The sequence below is a fragment of the Mycobacterium sp. TH-M106 genome (genome assembly GCF_057473765.1).
In genome coordinates, this window is the sequence record NZ_JBYCLE010000368.1 from 1 (window position 1) to 16,944 (window position 16,944).

General features: G+C 64.7%; 13 protein-coding genes. 5 read left to right on the forward strand and 8 right to left on the reverse strand.

Going from position 1 to position 16,944, the window contains the following annotated elements; all coding sequences use genetic code 11:
• The 3 genes from AC2VOP_RS12920 to AC2VOP_RS12930 form a co-directional block, all read right to left on the reverse strand.
• Positions 1–1,985, reverse strand: a 1,985-nt coding sequence (locus tag AC2VOP_RS12920; protein WP_486961341.1) for an AMP-binding protein, incomplete at its 3' end; no start/stop codon positions are given.
• The gene (locus AC2VOP_RS12925; RefSeq protein WP_486961342.1) at positions 1,975–2,244 is read right to left on the reverse strand and encodes an MbtH family protein; all 270 of its coding nucleotides are present in this window, start codon (positions 2,242–2,244) and stop codon (positions 1,975–1,977) included. The genes AC2VOP_RS12920 and AC2VOP_RS12925, both read right to left, overlap by 11 nt.
• A 237-nt stretch (positions 2,245–2,481) precedes the next feature.
• Positions 2,482–3,192: a class I SAM-dependent methyltransferase gene (locus tag AC2VOP_RS12930; RefSeq protein WP_486961343.1), complete on the reverse strand. Its 711-nt coding sequence runs from the start codon at positions 3,190–3,192 to the stop codon at positions 2,482–2,484.
• A gap of 218 nt (positions 3,193–3,410) precedes the next feature.
• Here AC2VOP_RS12930 and AC2VOP_RS12935 point away from each other — a divergent pair, with 218 nt between their 5' ends.
• Positions 3,411–4,922, forward strand: a complete 1,512-nt coding sequence (locus tag AC2VOP_RS12935) for a PPE domain-containing protein (protein ID WP_486961344.1) — start codon at positions 3,411–3,413, stop codon at positions 4,920–4,922.
• 11 nt (positions 4,923–4,933) lie between these two features.
• Here the strand turns inward: AC2VOP_RS12935 and AC2VOP_RS12940 are convergent, their stop codons facing one another.
• Positions 4,934–6,043, reverse strand: coding sequence for a class I SAM-dependent methyltransferase (locus tag AC2VOP_RS12940; protein WP_486961345.1), 1,110 nt, complete (start codon positions 6,041–6,043; stop codon positions 4,934–4,936).
• Positions 6,044–6,248: 205 nt separating this feature from the next.
• On the opposite strand from AC2VOP_RS12940, the gene AC2VOP_RS12945 reads away from it, so the two are divergent.
• A complete protein-coding gene (locus AC2VOP_RS12945; protein WP_486961352.1) occupies positions 6,249–7,316 on the forward strand; it encodes an NAD-dependent epimerase/dehydratase family protein in 1,068 nt (355 codons plus the stop codon).
• 69 nt (positions 7,317–7,385) lie between these two features.
• Entirely contained in the window at positions 7,386–8,663 is a 1,278-nt protein-coding gene (locus AC2VOP_RS12950; RefSeq protein ID WP_486961346.1) for a glycosyltransferase, read from the forward strand.
• A gap of 134 nt (positions 8,664–8,797) precedes the next feature.
• Here AC2VOP_RS12950 and AC2VOP_RS12955 read toward each other — a convergent pair whose 3' ends face one another.
• Both AC2VOP_RS12955 and AC2VOP_RS12960 read right to left on the reverse strand, forming a co-directional pair.
• Complete coding sequence (locus tag AC2VOP_RS12955) at positions 8,798–10,606, reverse strand: hypothetical protein (protein WP_486961347.1); 1,809 nt, start codon at positions 10,604–10,606, stop codon at positions 8,798–8,800.
• Between the two features lie 683 nt (positions 10,607–11,289).
• Positions 11,290–13,185 carry a hypothetical protein gene (locus AC2VOP_RS12960; protein WP_486961348.1) on the reverse strand — a complete coding sequence of 632 codons (1,896 nt, stop codon included), beginning with the start codon at positions 13,183–13,185 and terminating at the stop codon, positions 11,290–11,292.
• A 282-nt stretch (positions 13,186–13,467) separates the two neighbouring features.
• On the opposite strand from AC2VOP_RS12960, the gene AC2VOP_RS12965 reads away from it, so the two are divergent.
• On the forward strand, positions 13,468–14,445 hold the full coding sequence (locus AC2VOP_RS12965; protein ID WP_486961349.1) for a hypothetical protein: 978 nt from the start codon (positions 13,468–13,470) through the stop codon (positions 14,443–14,445).
• 10 nt (positions 14,446–14,455) lie between these two features.
• Complete coding sequence (locus AC2VOP_RS12970; protein WP_486961350.1) at positions 14,456–15,859, forward strand: hypothetical protein; 1,404 nt, start codon at positions 14,456–14,458, stop codon at positions 15,857–15,859.
• A gap of 43 nt (positions 15,860–15,902) precedes the next feature.
• Here AC2VOP_RS12970 and mmsB read toward each other — a convergent pair whose 3' ends face one another.
• Together mmsB and AC2VOP_RS12980 are read right to left on the reverse strand one after the other, a co-directional pair.
• Entirely contained in the window at positions 15,903–16,778 is an 876-nt protein-coding gene (mmsB, locus tag AC2VOP_RS12975; protein ID WP_486961351.1) for a 3-hydroxyisobutyrate dehydrogenase, read from the reverse strand.
• Positions 16,779–16,792: 14 nt separating this feature from the next.
• Positions 16,793–16,944: acyl-CoA dehydrogenase family protein (locus AC2VOP_RS12980; RefSeq protein ID WP_486953881.1), on the reverse strand; the 152-nt coding region annotated here is incomplete at its 5' end.

Here is a 16,944-nt window from a genome sequence, read left to right on the forward strand (position 1 = left end):
AAGATCTCCCACACCGAAAAGTCGAACGCCAACGAATGACACTGCGTCCACACCTGCCCCGCCGAGAGCTCCAGCTCGCCGTCGAGCGTCTCCAACAGTGCGATCACATTACGGTGGGGGACGGCCACCCCCTTAGGGGTGCCGGTCGTACCCGAGGTGTAAATCAAATACGCGATGTCCTCACCGGACGGCGCCGGCAACCCGGTATCAGGCTGGCTATTGACCGCCGGATCGTCGACATCGATGACCACCAGCTCACCCAGACCGTGGCCGGCCAGCCGCGACCGCAGACCCGCGGTGGTGATCACCGCGGCCGGGCCGGCATCGGTGAGCACGAACCCCACCCGCGCGTCGGGCAGACCCGGATCAACCGCCAGATACGCCGCCCCCGCCTTGAGCACCCCCAACATCGCCACCACCGCCGACGCCGACCGCTCCAACAACAACGCCACACACTGCCCCCGGCCCACCCCGTGTGCGACCAGGAAATGCGCCCACCGATTCGCCGCCTCATCAAGGTCGCGATACGTCAACGACAGCCCCCCGCAACTGACCGCCACCGCCCCCGGCACACGCGCCACCTGCCCGGCGAACACCTCCGGAACCGACACCGACACCCCCGCCGGCCGGGCTAATGCCCCCCGATTACCCCACCCCTGCAACCGGACCCGCTCAACCCCATCAAGCACACCCACCGACGACAACCGCCGCGCAGGATCAACCGTCATCAACTCCAACACCCGCTGCAACCGCAAAGCTAAATCGGAGACATCAAAATTCGAAAACAGTTGACCAGTGCCCAACGTGGTGAGAAAGAGCTCGTCGCCGACGCCGGAAAAGATCAACCCGAAACCGCTCACGAGGCCGGAATTGGTCATTGACGCCGATGCCGCAACACCGCCGAAGTCCAGCGAAAATGATGTCGGGAAGAAATCGACGACCACCCTGTCGGCTGACTCCCCAGGACCACGCTGGTAGGTTTTGCGCTCAAGGGCGTGCACCGGAAACCTTTGATGTTGCAGCGCTTCCCGGATTCGCGTGTCAACATGCTCACAAAAACTGGTAACGGTCGATGCCGCCGAGACCCGCAACACCAGCGGCACGACCCCGGCAACCATGCCGGGCAGCGTCTTGGACTCTGGACGCACTCGCCTGCCGACCGGGAAGTCGAGCACCACCTCGGAGCCCTCACCGCACCACCCACGCATCAAAAGTGCGCATGCCGCGGTGATGATCGAGGGGCGAGGCATATTCCACGCGTGGGATAATTCGTCAACCCGGCGAAGCACCGCAGGGTCCAACTGAACCGGCTCCGAACGCCAATTCGGATCGCGCTCGCCCGCTGCTTCTGGCAAACGATAGTCCAGTCCGCTCTCCGCGGGAAGGTTCCTCGTCCAATACGCCTCATCTTCGACGTAATCGTTGGATGCTTCGTATGCTGATTCGCAGTCAACCAAGTCCTGCAACGACCCGAAAAACGCAGGCGGGATGGGCTCCCCGGAAACAATGGCAGAGTAGACGGCCGTAACCCGATTGCCGAACAGTCCAATGCCGGCTGCGTCTATGATGATGTGATGGAAACATCCGAACAAATAGAATTGGTCGGACTGCGTTTGAAACAATGCATATTTGAACAGCGGGCCAGTGAACGGCATTGGTGTGCGCTGAATCGACAACGCCATCTCCTGGGCTTCCCGCACGGGATCGCGCGAGCCGCTCAGATCATAGAAGTCCAGTTCGACCTGCGGGTAATCGATCGCCCGTTGGAAAACCTGGCCGTCCACCTCGAAGCATGCCGCCCGGATCGGTTCGGCCTCGCGCGTCACTCGGCCGATCGCCCACTGAAGGGCGTCGCGGTCGACCGAGCCGTCGATTCTGACCAACAGGCCGATCTGCCAGTCGGTACCGGAGTCACCCGTTTCCTGGGCAAGCCATATGCCAAGTTGCTCCCCAGTCAGCGGGACTGCACGGTCATCAAGCTCCATCGGGCTCCCCGAGCTCCGACTTTATCGAAGTCTTGGCGTCGGCCAGCCTTTCGCGCAGACTCTTCGGCCGGATATCGGGCCAGTTCTGCTCGATGTAGTCCAGGCACGCGGCGCGGCTTTCTTCGCCTGGCCGCCGCCCATACACCACCCGCCAGCCGGCTGGAACGTCGGCAAAGGCGGGCCACAGGCTGTGCTGCTCCTCGTCGTTGACCAAGACCAAAAAGCTGCCGTCGTCATCGTCGAACGGATTGATGCTCACTGCTTCTCCCAGCCCCCTAGGTCGATTCGTGGATCAGTCCCACACGATACTCAAGGTTAACGGGGTCGATCCAAGGGTTTCTCCAGAAATCCTCACTCATCGTACTGAAGGGTAACAAAGTGGATCCAGGGGTTTCGGTGAAGTCCCACCACACGATACCGGGGGCCCACAGGGTAAATCCAGGGGTTTCGCCGATCAGCCAACATGCGGTCCCCGTTTCGTCCGGCCAGGCCGCCGTTATCCCGGGGGAGCTTCGGCGCTCGTCGCGAGAAATTCGCCGAGGTAGGCGGGCGGCTTCAGGTTAAGCAAGTGCTTGCGGTCGGCGGCGAGATCTGTGTAATCGAGCGCCTCGATCTCCGCCGGCGAGTAGGACAGCCGCGATTCCGGCCGCCCCTTTCGTACGATCCCGACGCCCAAGTCACACTTCAGCACCGCGACTCGCACGTCGGGGCGGGCGCTACGCAGATAGACGATCGCCTTCCACACATCGCCGCTCCACACACCGACCTTCAGCAGCCCTTTCTGCTGCGCGATGAAGTCGGCTTGCGACGCCGCTGGCCGGGCAATCAGGGCGCGTGCGGGGTTGCAGTCGTGCAGGACGATGACACCGTCGTCACGCAGGTAGCGCAGGGTGTTCTCGACATCACGCACGACCTGCCCATAGGTGTGCAGCCCGTCGATGAGGGCGACGTCGACGCCGTGCTGCTCGAGGAAGGCCGTCTCGTTCGCGAAGAACGCATCACTGGTCGTCTCGAAGTAGTAGGTGGCGCGCGCCTTCGCGTCGGCTTGCCTGCGGGAGCGCGCCGAGAGCCTGAACGCCGGGTCGACGGCGATCTTCACATCGGAACTGATACGCCGGAACGCAAACCCCCGCGAGACGCCGATCTCCAGATAGACGGGGCTGACCCGCCCGTCCAGCGCTCGTTGCGCAGCCTTGATCCGATTCACACGACGATCCTCTCCGCAAGGGGCGCTTTCTGGCAAGGGGTTGGGTGAGACTCTCGGAACCTGCCCCGGTGCCTGACGTCGGACTTCCGTTGTACACGCATCGTCGTTCGTAGCGCTGGCCGGGTCCACGGTCGGGTAGGCGATGGAACTTTTCCGTACCGGCCGGCGACTACCTCCATCGGGTGTCAGCGTGCGCGTATTCGCAGGAAGGCTTTGCCGTGACGGTACCGGCCTGGATGGCCTCCCCGCCGGAGGTGCATTCGGCGTTGCTGTGCAGCGGTCCAGGGCCCGGGTCGCTGCTGGCGGCCGCGGACGCATGGTCGGCGGTGAGTGCGGAGTACGTCTCGGTGGCCGATGAACTCAGCACGCTGGTTGCGTCGGTGCAGGCCGGCGTGTGGGAAGGGCCCAGCGCGGAGTCGTATGTGGCGGCGAACGTGCCTTTTGTAGCGTGGTTGACGCAGGCCGCCGGCGACAGTGCCGCCACGGCGGCCCTCCATGAGACGGTGGCTGGCGCCTACGCCGCGGCGTTGGCGGACATGCCGACCTTGGCCGAGTTGGCCGCCAACCACGTGACCCATGCAGCGTTGGTGGCGACGAATTTCTTTGGGATCAACACGATTCCGATCGCACTCAACGAGGCTGACTACGTGCGGATGTGGATTCAGGCGGCCACCACGATGGCCGGCTATCATGCGGTTTCCACCGCCTCGGTGGCCTCGGCGCCGCAAACCACCCCGGCACCCCAGATCCAGAAGTCCGGCCGCAAAGCCCCGCCCGTCGACGGCGAATTCGGTGGCCGCGGCCACAGCAGATACGGAATATTGCCGATCGTCGACAATGATAGCGGTGATCCCTACGACGTGAGCTGGTACATCAATCGATTACTCGAAGTTCCCCAAACCTTGTGGCGGGACATCGAGATCATCGCACAGCATCCGGCTCAAGGGTTTCTGCAGCTGTCCTACGACATCCCGGGACTGGCATCAGACCTGTTCGGCCACGCGATCCAGTTCGTCGAGTATTTTCCCGAAGTTACGGCGCTTCCGTTCGTCGTGCCCGCCGGGTCTTCGGTGGGCACCGCGGGCCTGAGCGGACTGGCTGGCATCCACACTGAAGCGGCCCCGACCCCCTCCGGATCGGCCGCTCCTCTCGCGCAGACACCCGGCGTGCCGGCCGCGGCCAGTAGCCCTGTCGTGGTGAGTGGCTCGGCGGTGGCCCCGGCTTCGGCACCGGCACCCGCGAGCACGGTGGCCGGTTCCGTGCCGGCGTCGCCGCCGGCGGTGGCGGGCGGGGCGGGCTTTGTGCCGCCCTACGTGGTGGGACCTCCCGGCCTTGGGACCGGTTCGGGGGCGACTGGCAGCGCCAGCTCCCGCGTCACGAGGAAAGCGCCGGAGCCGGATGTCGCCGCGGCAGCGCCCGCCACCGCCGCGCGCGAGCCGCTTCGGGCCAGGCGGCGCCGGCGGCGGGCAGGGCTGCGCGGCTACGGTGACGAATTCATGGATATGCCTGTCGGCGTCGAGCCGGACTGGAGCGAGTCAGTCACGTCAGAAAACGGGGCCGGGCCGTTGGGTTTTGCGGGCACCGTGCGGAACGGGGCCGTCGAGCAGGCTGCAGGGCTGACCAGGCTCGCCGGTGCTGAATTCGGCGGGGGCCCCAGAATGCCGATGGTGCCGGGCACCTGGATACCGGATCCGGCCGGCGAGGCGGGAGCAGGCGGCGATCACGGCTGATGCGGCAACACCTACGGGCGCTGGCGGTTTCGGTCAAGCTTACCTAGGCCGGTAATTTCCAGGCTCACCGATTTCCGTTGCCCGGCGGCACCGAGCAGGAAAGAGATATCACCGAGAGGCGCCCCTAACCAAAATCGCCAGAACCGCTTGCTAAAAAATGTCCACGTGTAGCGGCCTTCCCCCAGCAGCCAATACACCGCAATCGCGACCAAGCGGTACACCATACGTTTCCAGCGCGCAACGACCATCTCGATATTCATCTCCCACATCTCGAGGCCCCACGCCCGGTATTGCCATTGCAGCTCGTAGCGGTCTTGAAACTCGTAAAATGCTCGCATTTCACCATTGGTGACCAGATACTCATCGAAGACGAGGATCGAGCCCTCGATGAAATGATTCTTGCAGGTTTCCAGCGCATGCAGGCAACTCTCATATGTATCCAGATCCATATGGAAGAGCCTGATTGCGGCGGCTGGTCGGTCGGCCAGGAACGGGCCCAACGTCTCATAGGTGCTTCCGCGTATGAACACCACATCGCGATCGAGCGCGGCAGGCAGTCCGTCGTGCAAGCTCACGCCGGTATCCCGCATCAAACGTTGTGCAAGCGGCTCCGATAGTGAAAAGGTTCCGCGCCTGACGACGGCCTGGTCATCGACGTGCCAGTCTTCGACAAGGCCCGAAAAGGTATCGAACCCGTATACCGTATGGTGACAGACATCGGATATGAGCCGCGTCGACCAGCCGATCCAGACACCGAGGTCGAGCAGTAGCTCGTCAGAATCCTGGGAGCGTGGTAGCGGCAGGCGCGACGCTTCCCATAATAGCGTGTGGCGTCGAATCCTGTGCTGGCGCAGTTCCGAAAGCGTCCTGCCGATAAACTCGCGATATTCGTCGTCGTAAACCCTGATGTCTCGGGCATATAGGTTGGGGATGTAGCGGTCGCGGCCCCGATAAAGAAAACGTGCACACAAGAGCAGCAATAGCAGGACGCCGATCGCCACGAGGAGAGCCGGCACGAGGTAACATGCCGCAGCGACAGCGAGCGCAAGACCAACGAGAACCGCTTTCCATAGACGATGAAGGTTCGCATTGTCCACTGTCGCCCCCTCGATTGCGACCACCGGTTCACCTCCACGTTCTCGGCTAGGTGCCGAGGGCTGTGACGACGGTACGACATTGGTGTGGGCTGCCGGGACTGCGGGCGGCGGGTGTCGAGGACTCCGGATGATCGTGTCGGCGCCGCGGTGCCGGATATGATCGACCCGGACCGCACCCTTGGCAACCCGTGCCGGGGAGAACCGGAGGCTTCGGCTGTTGTCAACATCCGTGCTGATCACCGGTGGGGCAGGATTTATCGGGTGCGCGCTGGCGCGTCGTCTCGTCGAGGCCGGCTACGACGTGGCCGTCATGGACGTTTTGCACCCGCAGGTGCACGGCGACCGGGTAGCGATCGACCTGCCGCCGTCGGTGCGGCTGTTCACCGGCGATGTCACCCATGCTCCCGATTGGGATGCGGTGCTTCGATTATTTCGACCATCCCAGATCGTGCACTTGGCGGCCGAGACGGGAACCGCGCAGTCGCTGACGCAAGCGACGCGCCACGGCTCGGTCAACGTGGTCGGCACCACCCAGCTTCTTGACGCCCTGAGCCGCTCGGCGCTGGTGCCCGACCAGTTCGTCCTGGTGTCGTCACGGGCCGTCTACGGGGAGGGTGCCTGGCAGTGTGGCACGCACGTCTTCTATCCGCGGCCGCGCAGCCACGCCCAACTGCTGTCTGGCATCTGGGATCCCGAGGGGCCCGCTGGCGAGCCTGCGGTGGCGCTTCCGAGCTGCGCAGGCCAGACGGAGCCGCGGCCTACCAGCATCTACGCCGCGACCAAGCTCGCCCAGGAGCACGTGCTGGCTGCGTGGGCAGCCGGCCATGACACCAATCTCAGTGTGCTGCGGCTGCAGAACGTCTACGGTCCGGGCCAGTCGCTGACCAACCCGTACACGGGAGTCGTCGCCCTTTTCGCGGGTTTGGGGCGTGCGAAGCGCCCAGCGGAGGTCTACGAAGACGGTCGGATCGTGCGCGATTTCGTCTTTATCGATGACGTCATCGACGCGGTGACCGCCGCGGTGCACCGGCCTGCGACCGGGCCGCGCTGCCTCGACATCGGGTCGGGCATCGCGACCACCATCCATGAGCTGGCGTGCCAGATCGCCGCCATCTGCGATGCCCCGGAACCGGCCGTCGTACCGAAATTCCGCGACGGCGACGTCCGTGCCGCGAGTTGCACCATTGAGGCGGCGAAGGACGAGCTCGACTGGCGTCCGAAGTGGGGGATCGAGGACGGTCTGCATGCGCTGCTCGAATGGATCGGCGCACAACCCGAATTGCCTTTCGGGCCATAGCAACCGGGCTTAACATACACGGAAATGCCGGTGGCGGGGCGCAACGGAAGCGAGGGGCCAGGGTCCGCGATGAGATTTGTGCTGGCAAGCTGGGGAAGTCGCGGTGATGTCGAGCCCTGCGTCGCCCTCGGCCGGGAGCTGACCCGCCGAGGGCACGACGTGCGCATGGCTGTCCCGCCCAACCTGGTTGGCTTCGCCGAGGCGGCTGGGCCCGCGGCAGTCGCCTTCGGGCCAGATACGCAGGCCATTCTGGACGCGCACCGCGAATTCTGGACGTGCTTGTTCCGCAACCCGTGGCGGCTTCAGGATCTGATCAGGTCGCGGCGCGAAATCGGGGAGCCCATTATCCAGTGCTGGCAGCAGATGAGCACGACGCTGACGTCGCTCGCCGACGGGGCCGACCTGCTCGTGAGCGCGGTGAATTTCGAAGACGCCGCCGCCAACGTCGCGGAGTATTACGACATTCCGTTGGCCACGCTGCATTACTACCCGCTGCGGCCCAACGGTCGGCTCCTGCCGCTCCTGCCGGCGCCGCTGGGCCGCTCCGCAGTGGCATTGCACTGGTGGCTGTCTTGGCGCGGGACGAAGAAGGTCGAGGATGCGCAGCGCCGTGAACTGGGCCTGCCGCAGGCCACCGGCCCTGCGCCGCAGCGGATCACCGGACGCGGCTCGCTGGAAATCCAGGCCTACGACCAGGTGTGCTTTCCCGGGTTGGCAGCCGAATGGGCGAAATGGGGCCGCCAACGGCCCTTTGTCGGCACGCTGACGATGGAGTCGCCAACAGCTGCCGATGCGGAGGCCGCGTCGTGGATTGGCGCGGGAACACCGCCGATTTGCTTCGGGTTTGGCAGCATACCCCTCGAATCTCCCGCCGACATGCTCGCCATGATCGGCACGGCCTGCGCGCAGTTAGGCGAGCGGGCATTGGTGTGCGCCGCCGGGACCGACTTCAGCAATACCCCTCATGCCGCCCGTTTGGAGCACGTCAAGGTGGTGGGTGCAGTGAATTACGCGGCTACCTTTCCGGGCTGCCGCGCGGTCGTGCACCACGGTGGCGGGGGCACCACGGCCGCGGGCCTGCGGGCCGGAGTCCCCACGTTGATCCTTTCGACGGACCTCGATCAGACGCTCTATGGAGCTGCGGTCAAGCGGCTGAAAGTGGGTACCGCCCGGCGCTTTTCGACCACTACCCAGAATTCGCTGGTCGAAGATCTGCGCACCATCCTTGCTCCGGACTACGTCGCGCGCGCCCGCGATATCGCCACCCGGATGATCAAACCCGCCGACAGCGTTGCGACCGCAGCTGACCTGGTGGAGGATTTCGCCCGCCGCAAGCGGTTTGGCTGATCGGCGACGCGGTGACGCGTGGTCGTGACGACCAGACAGGATCGCGTACGCCGGTGTAGACCGGGACCTCGGGCATTTCCGGTTGCGGCCGCATGGGTGGGTGGGCCTTGTCGCGGTGGCGCCATCCCCCGAACTCACAGCCCCGGCACGTCCAAACCGGCGAGGTTCAGGTCGGACGGGACGAAGTCCACGGCGGGGTTCATTAAGGGGGAGGGGAGATCGATTAACGCGAGGGGCCCCAGCGGCGTAATCAATTCGTCAAAGACGGAACCACTCGGGGTGCCCTCGAAGACGTTGTTGAGGCCGCCGGGCAGGCTGGTCACGGCGAAGTACGTTTGATCTGCTGGACAGGTCCCGCTGACACAGCCGGTGACATCCCACGATGCGCTTTGGATGAACGGCAGGAACACGGCGACCATGTTGCCGTCCATTGCCCCTTCTTCGGTGGCGCTGGCACCCGTGCCGCTGTAGATCCATACCTCTTGCGTGTCGAGAGTGATGGTGCCGAATACCTGGCCGCCGAAGGCCGCCAACAGCGGCGGTCCACCAAGCGTCATAGACATGTTGTTCCAGCCCTCGGTGCTTGAAGACGTTTCGGGGTAGAAGGTCTGATCATCGATGGTGAAGCACATTGTGCAGGGGGTGCTCGGGCCTAACTCTGCGCTCGGGGGTGTGACGAGTTGGGCCATGGGTTGCTCGGCAACCAGGGAGGCGAAGACGCTTTCCGGGTTTATCTCGCCGTTGCCCGCCGCGTCGACGTTGTAGGGGGCGGGAAGGGTGTAGGAGCCCGTCGGCGTGATGAAGGTGTCGGTGGCGGTACCGCCCGGGGTGGCGAGGTAAATCACGTCGTTAATGCCGATGTTCCACGGGGTCATGTTGGTAACGGAGAAATCCGTTCCCACTGGTGGACAGGTCCCCAGTAAACTACAATTGGTGGTGAGTTCATTCACGGTGGTCAGGCCCAACAATTTGGTCACAGTCTCGTCGGCGTCGAAGCTGCCCACCTTTGTGCCGGCGCTGTTGTAGACATTGAAACCCTGGGTAATAGCAGATGTGCCTAAGGCGTTTGCACCGGCGGCGGCCAATGCCGGTCCAAAGAGTGCGACGATAGGGGCCGCGGCGTAATCGTTCGCGGTGAGGCTAACAAAAGGATCGAGTTGGTAGTCGAAGCCAGGGACGTTGATGGTGAAGGCGTCCGGGCCGATGCTGCTGTCGTTCGACGTCGCCACCAGATTGCTGAAGGCAGCGGCCGGGTCCAGGTCCGCGGGGGGGGTCGTGCTGCTGAAGTTCTGGGTCAACAGTGACTCCAGGTTGAGTTCGGCGCCGCTCGAGTTCAGCGGCACGGGCGAGGCAATGCTGTATTGGCCGCTCGGCAGCACCATAACGTCGCTGACGCCGCCGCCGGGGGTGGCCTCATAGACGTTCGTGAAGTGCGGGACGATGATGCTGGGTAGCAGGTTGAATTTGAAGATGTCGTATACCGTTCCATCTGCCGGCAGAGGGCCGGTGTACCCGAGGACAGCAGTCGGTGCGCCCGTGACAGTGAACGCGTAGCTGGTCTGGCCCAGGATTTGTATGACGCTCTCGACGGTGGTCATGGATCCGACTACCTTGCCGGCGTCGGTGCCGGTGGTGGGAATAATGTCGAAGTATTGGGTGGCAAGGCTGATGCCATCCGCCTCCCCGCCGTTGGCGTTAAACAGCGGCGGGACAGCGGCAAGCGGGGGGTCGAAAGTGGCCCAGCCCTCCGCGCCGAGGGTGCAGAGGCCGACGCCGAGGCAGTCGGGGATGGAGGTGACGGGGTCGAAGGTGAAACCGCCGAGGGTGAATGCGTCGGGACCGGGGCCGTTAGGAAAGGCCGGGTCGGCCAGCAGGTGCACCAGCGTGGACAGCGGGTGTACCGGACTTGCCCCACCGACTTGGGTGACGCCGATTCCGATCACTGCGGCAGTGACAACAGCCCCGCTAGCCAGCCCTGCACCGCCACCCCACCAGCGAGTACGTCGAGTTATCCGATTGTTGGCCATGTCCGGCCTCCCAATGCGACTTTAGCTAGCAGTACTAAACTCTGAGCGCATTGCCATCAAAAAGCACGATGTGCGCCAGTATTCTTTAGGGCACGGTCACTGTCAACCAGTCGGCAAGCATCGTGAAAAGTGCCTGCGAAACACCCTCGGTGCTCGTGCGGCCCGATCAGCGGTCCATGAAATATCAGCGCTGGACGCTAGAATTACATGCAATGTTGATCGACCGGCTTGATGCTGGCGCTCGGCTGCGACGCGCGCTGGACCGGGCACCGGTCGTGCTGCTCACCTCGCCAAGCCGGCAAGACCACTCTGGGCCGGCTGGTGGGCCAGTCGGCGCCGGAGTGCACGTTTGCCGGCCACGACGATGCGGGGCGCGTGAGCGATGCTCGCCCATTTCCACGCCCAGCTCTGGAACGGCGCCGCGCTCGCCCGATCGCTCGACGTCAGCTGGCGAGGTTGGCGATCGTCTACCCTAGCCAACACCGCTTCCCCTTGAGTGACAAAGTCGTTGCCGTTCCCGCGGATCAGGTCTTGACCACCAGCGGCGTCGAGGAGCTACTCACTCTCCTGAAGTAACGCCTTTAAGCCTATAGGTGCGGTCAAAATGGCACGTCCAACCCGGAGGGGACAATGTCGGCCGGTGTGAAAGGCACGCCGGCGTCCATCGACGGGGGGAGAAGGAGCTGAATATTAAAGAGAGGCCCTAACGGCGTTACTATTTCGTCAAAGACGGTACCGCTCGGGGTGCCCTCGTAGATGTTCTCGACGCCGAACCCCAGGTTCAGCACGTCGAAGACCGTTCCTTTCGCCGGCATGTCCGTACAGGTCAAGGTGGCACAGCCGGTGACGGTGAGCGCCGCGTTCTTGAAGAACAACAGGTAGGTGACGGCGATGTTGGTCGCTATTCCCCCTTCCACCGTTGCGTTGGCACCCGTGCCGTCGTAGTAGAAGAAGTCTTGCGAGGCGAGCGGGACGTTGATCCCGGCGACTGACGCGCCGCCACCGAAGACGGCCATCAACGGCGCTCCGCCACTCGTTTGAGCGATATTGTTGTAACCCTCGGTGAACGACGATGTTTCGGGGTAGAAGGTTGTTCCGTTGATGGTGAAGGCGTCGGTGGGGGGAGTGCTTGGGCCCCCGTGTAGGGCTCCCGGGGGCGGGATGCTCGCGTTCTGGTATGCCTGCTCGGCAGCCAGCGTGGCGAAGACGTCGGACGGATTTATCTCTGCGTTGCCCGCCGAGTCGACGTTGAAGGGGGCGGGCGTGGTGTCGGTGCCCGACGGCGTCACCGTGCTGATGGTGGCCGACGATGGGGTACTGCCCGATGCCGGGGTGGCGATGTAGACCGTGTCTTTCTGGCCGAGGCCGAACGGGGTCTGGTTGGTGACGCTGAACACCGTTCCCACGGCCGGCAGGTCCGCGTCGGTGTACCCGAGGTGCGGGGTGACGCTGGTGACCACTTCCTCCGTGGTGGTCATACCGAGGAATTGGGTGACGAATTCGGTGGCGTCAAAGCTCCCGACATTCGTGGTGCCGTCGTAGACATTGAAGCCCTGGGTGATAGCTGGTATGCCGGAGAGGTTCACACCGCCTGCGGCCAATATCGGTGCAAAGCTTGCCAGCGGAGCGACCGCGGTGTAGGTGTCCGGGGTGAGGCTGGTGTCAAAGGGGTCGAGGGTGTAGTCGAAGCCGGGCACGTTGATGGTGAAGGCTTGTGAGCCGATGCTGCTGTCGTTCGATGTCGCCACCAGGTTGCTGAAGGCGTCTCCTGGGCTCAGATTCCCGGTGAAGTTCTGGCTCAGCAGCGACGACAGGTTCAGTTCGGCGCCGCCCCCCAACGGGACGGGGTTGGCGATGTTGTACGCGTGGCCGTCGATCACCATGAAGTCATGGACGGCACCGCCCGGGTCGGCCTCGTAGACGTTGGTGAAGGGCGGGACGATGAACTTGGGCAGCAGGTTGAAGTTGAAGATGTCATAGATCGTCCCGTTTGCCGGCAGGGCGCCCCCGGCTACCGACGTTGAGCTGGTGACGTCGAACTCGTAGCTGGGCTGGCCCGCGATCTGGATGATGGTCCCGTTGGTGTCGATGGATCCGATCACCGTGCCGCTGGAGTTGTACACCACGAAATCCTGGGTGGCCAGGCCGATGCCGTCCAGCTCCCCGCCGGAGATGTTCAGCAGCGGCGGACCGGGGAAGACCGAGGGAGGGAAAGTGGACCATCCCTCCGTACCGCCGACGCAGGCGGTGAGAACGCACAGCGGCAGGGCAGTGGCGGGGTCGAAGGTGTAGGGGCCGATGGTGAATGCGTCGGGGCCGTCGGCGCTGGGAGCGGCCAGCAGGTGTACCAGGTTGCTGAGCCGGTGTACCGGGGTGGGACCACCGGCCTGGGTGACGCCGATTCCGATCAGTGCGGCGGTGGCCAGGGCCGCGCCACTCAACGTTGCACCGCCACCCCACCGGTGTTGACGCCGGGCTATGTGATTGTTGGCCATGCCCGCCCCTTAACACGACTGCTTTAAGATGGCAACACCCTAAGCACATTGCCATCAAACAGTACGGTGCGCGCCAGTATTCTCTAGGGCACGATCACTGTCAACCAGTCGGCGAGATTCACGAAGACTGCACGCGAACCGCTTGTTGTGTCCTCATGTGCGGAGTAACGTGCATCGCTTAAGGGACCGGCGCTGAATCAACGCCACGGCGCACCTGTCGGGTCGGGCTTGGGTCGCCCAGGGGAAGGGAGATCGATGCGCCACATTGCTGGGATCGGTCGGTTGGGCTTGCTGGGGGTGGGCTTGGGCATAGGGGCGGCGTTCGCGTCGACGCCGGGGGTCGCCTCGGCCTCGGATATTCAGATCTCCATCAACGGGACGGATCTGTTTCCGACGGCAGATAACACCGCCACCGCCGCCTCAAGCTTTGGGAACATCGCGATCGCTATCGGCGACGGCGCCAATGCCAACGCTCTCGGCAGCTTTCCCTTTCTCGGCTTCTTCAATGCCGCATTAGCCGTCGGCACCGATAGCTCCGCCACCGCCACTTTGGCCGGCGTCTTTGACATTGCCTCCGCTATCGGCACTGGTAGTGACGCCAGCTCCGGGGTGGGCGCCCTGTTTGACCTTTCCTCCGCCATCGGCGCCGGCAGCAAAGCCGGAGCTGGAATCGTCGGCCTCTTTGACCTCGCCTCGGCCATCGGCAAGGACAGCTCCTCCGCTGGTTTCTTCGGCATCGGTAACCTCGCCTCCGCGTTGGGCCCCGACAGCACCGTCGGATCCGGCGTGGGCATCGATAACCTCGCTGTCGCCGGCCCCGATGGTTTGGCGAGCGCCGTCGGCCTCCTTAACTCCGCATTCGCCGTCGGCGCCGGCGGCGACGCTGCCGCGGGCGGCGTTCTCAACGCCGCATTCGCCGCCGGCCATGACGTCGCTGCCACTGCCTCCGGCGTCTTCGACCTCGCTATCGCCGCCGGGATCAATGCGGTGGTCAAGGCCATGAACGGCTTCTTCGACGCCGCCTCCGCTCTCGGCATTGGCAGCACTACCGACGAGGTATATGCCGGCGGCGTCGGTGGTATCCTCGGCAGCGCTGACACCGCCACCGTCATCGGCAGTGGTAGCACCGCCACCGCCGGCTCTGACCTCACCACATCCGGCAACTTCGACCTCGCCACCGCCCTCGGCGACATGCTCCACGCGCAGGCTACCGGTGGCAATTTCCTGATCGACATTGCGCCATTTCTGCCACTGCTATAAAGGCCGATAAATGCCAGTCCGGATACCTCGTGCGGGTGAATCGGTTAACGGCCGCGCCTCTGAAGCTGATGCGCGGCCGGACAATCGGCTTGCGTTGTTGGACCAGGGCTTTTTTGCCAGTCACCGCGCCGCCGGCCAGAAGGAAGTCACGCAGTGCACGTGGGTGTACGAGCATGCTGTCGACTTCGATGGGCTGAGGCGTTTTCACCACAACCTCGGCTACGGGTTAATGGGACGGCGTATCGAGCGTTCGCCGCTGCGGTTCGCCCGGTATCGGTGGGTCGTGGATCGGTGGCCGTTGGACATCGAAATCGCTGAGTGCGCCCGTCCGCGGGCTGAACTCAGCGACTGGGTTGACGAACGCTCACAACTGCCTACTGATGCGGAATGGGGCCCGAGTTGGCATCTCGGCGTCCTTCCCCTGACCGACGGCTCGACCGCGGTCAGCGTGGTGGCTTCCCACTACGTGGTCGACGGCCTCGGGTTCGTCGTCACGGTAGCGGAGGCCTTGCTGGGCAATACGCGTGATCTCGGCTATCCGCCGCCGCGGTCACGCCCCCGTCTGCGCGCGGTAGTACAGGACGCCCGACAAACGGCGCGCGACGCACCGCAGGTTGCCCGGGCACTTGTCACGGCGGCAAAAGTGGTCCGTCCCCGCCGACCTGATGATGTTGCCGCACCACCGGCACAGCGACCCGCCGCCGGTGGAGGAGACGGCGATGACGCTGTCGTCGTGCCGGGTATCACGATCTATGTCGGCCTGGATGATTGGGATGCCCGTGCGGAGGCCCTCGGCGGCACGAGTAACACGCTGACCGCCGGGTTGGCGGCCAAACTTGCGGAGCGGATGGGGCGCCGTCGCAGCGACGGCACCGTCACCTTGCAGCTGCCTCTCAGCGATCGCACCGAGGGCGACACCCGGGCGATAGCACTGTCCGCGGCACGCGTCAGCATCGACCCGACGCGGGTAACGACGGATCTGCGTGACGCCCGCGCCGCCATCAAGCAGGCGCTGACGACGCTGCGGGAAACGCCGGACGAGTTGTCGTCGCAGCTGCTGTGGCTGACCCCGTGGACGCCGAAGCCGGTGTTGAAACGGTTAGTCGATGCGGGGTTTGACGATCCCGATCCCCTGGTGGTCTGTAATAATCTCGGCGATCTCGGCTCGCTGGTCAACCGTGCCGATGGCACCGCCGCCGAATACCTCGCCGGACGTGGGATGAGGCAAGGTATGACGCGACGGTGGCTCGAGCGAATCGGCGGGGAGATGTACCTGCTGTCGCTGCGCATCGGCGGCAAGATCTCCATCACCGTCCGCGCGTACCAACCCGGCGCCGAGAACACCAAGCCGGCTCTGCGTGAGCTAGCTGCGCGCACGCTGGCCGAGTTCGACCTGACCGGCGAGATCGACTGACCAGTCGTTCGCGTGCGGCCTCGACGCGCGACTGATTGCCCGCTCAGCTGCGCCGCAGCGTCTCGATGACCGCGCTGAAGTCCTCGCCGGCGTGCTCGGCGGCGAAGTCGGCGTAGATCGCAGCGGCGTGACTGCCCAGTGGCGCAACAGAATTCGTCGCGGCGACCGCATCCATCGCCAGGTGAAGGTCCTTGTTCATCAGGGCCGCGGTGAAACCCGGCCGGAAGTCGTGGTTGGCCGGTGACGTGGGCACTGGCCCGGGCACCGGGCAGTTGGTGTGCAGCGCCCAGCAGTTGCCGGTGGCGCCGGTCATCACGTCGAACAGCGATTGCGCGGACAGGCCCAACTTCTCGGCGAGCACGAAAGCCTCCGCCACAGCGATCTGTTCGACCGCCAGCACCATGTTGTTGCAGATCTTGGCGGCCTGGCCGGCGCCGGTGCCGCCGCAGTGGATCACTTTGCCGGCCATGGGTTCCAGCACCGGCATCGCTCGCCGGTAGCTCGCCTCCTCGCCGCCGACCATGAACGCCAGCGTGCCGGCGACCGCACCCGGCACCCCGCCGGAGACCGGGGCGTCGACCTGCGCGAAACCGTGCGACCCCGCCAGCGTATGCACTTCGCGAGCGTCGGCGACCGAGATGGTGGAGCTGTCGATGAACAGGGTGTCGGGCGGTGCGGCCTGCAGGATCTCGGCGTAACACGCTTTGACCGAGTCCCCGTTGGGCAGCATGGTGACCACCACGTCGGCATCGGCCACCGCGTCGGCGGCGCTGTCGCACGCGCTGACCCCGTGGGCCGCTGCCGCTGTGGCGGCGGCCCGCACCGGATCGAATCCGTGAACGGTGTACCCGGCGGAGGCCAGGTTCGCCGCCATCGGCCCGCCCATGTGGCCCAGCCCCAGGAATGCCACCGTGGTCATGTGGGTGGCCCCTCCTATCGCCCGCTGCGGACCCGTGCCGCTTCCGCGCGGCCGATGACCATCCGCATGATCTCGTTGGTGCCCTCCAGAATTCGGTGCACCCGCAGATCGCGGACGATCTTCTCCAGACCGTACTCGCGCAGATAGCCGTAGCCGCCGTGCAACT

Coding starts and splice junctions, on each gene's coding strand:
- AC2VOP_RS12950 (WP_486961346.1), top strand. CDS start 7,386: ATGAGATTTGTGCTGGCAAGCTGGGGAAGTCGCGGTGATGTCGAGCCC.
- AC2VOP_RS12960 (WP_486961348.1), bottom strand. CDS start 13,185: ATGGCCAACAATCACATAGCCCGGCGTCAACACCGGTGGGGTGGCGGT.
- AC2VOP_RS12970 (WP_486961350.1), top strand. CDS start 14,456: ATGCCAGTCCGGATACCTCGTGCGGGTGAATCGGTTAACGGCCGCGCC.
- mmsB (WP_486961351.1), bottom strand. CDS start 16,778: ATGACCACGGTGGCATTCCTGGGGCTGGGCCACATGGGCGGGCCGATG.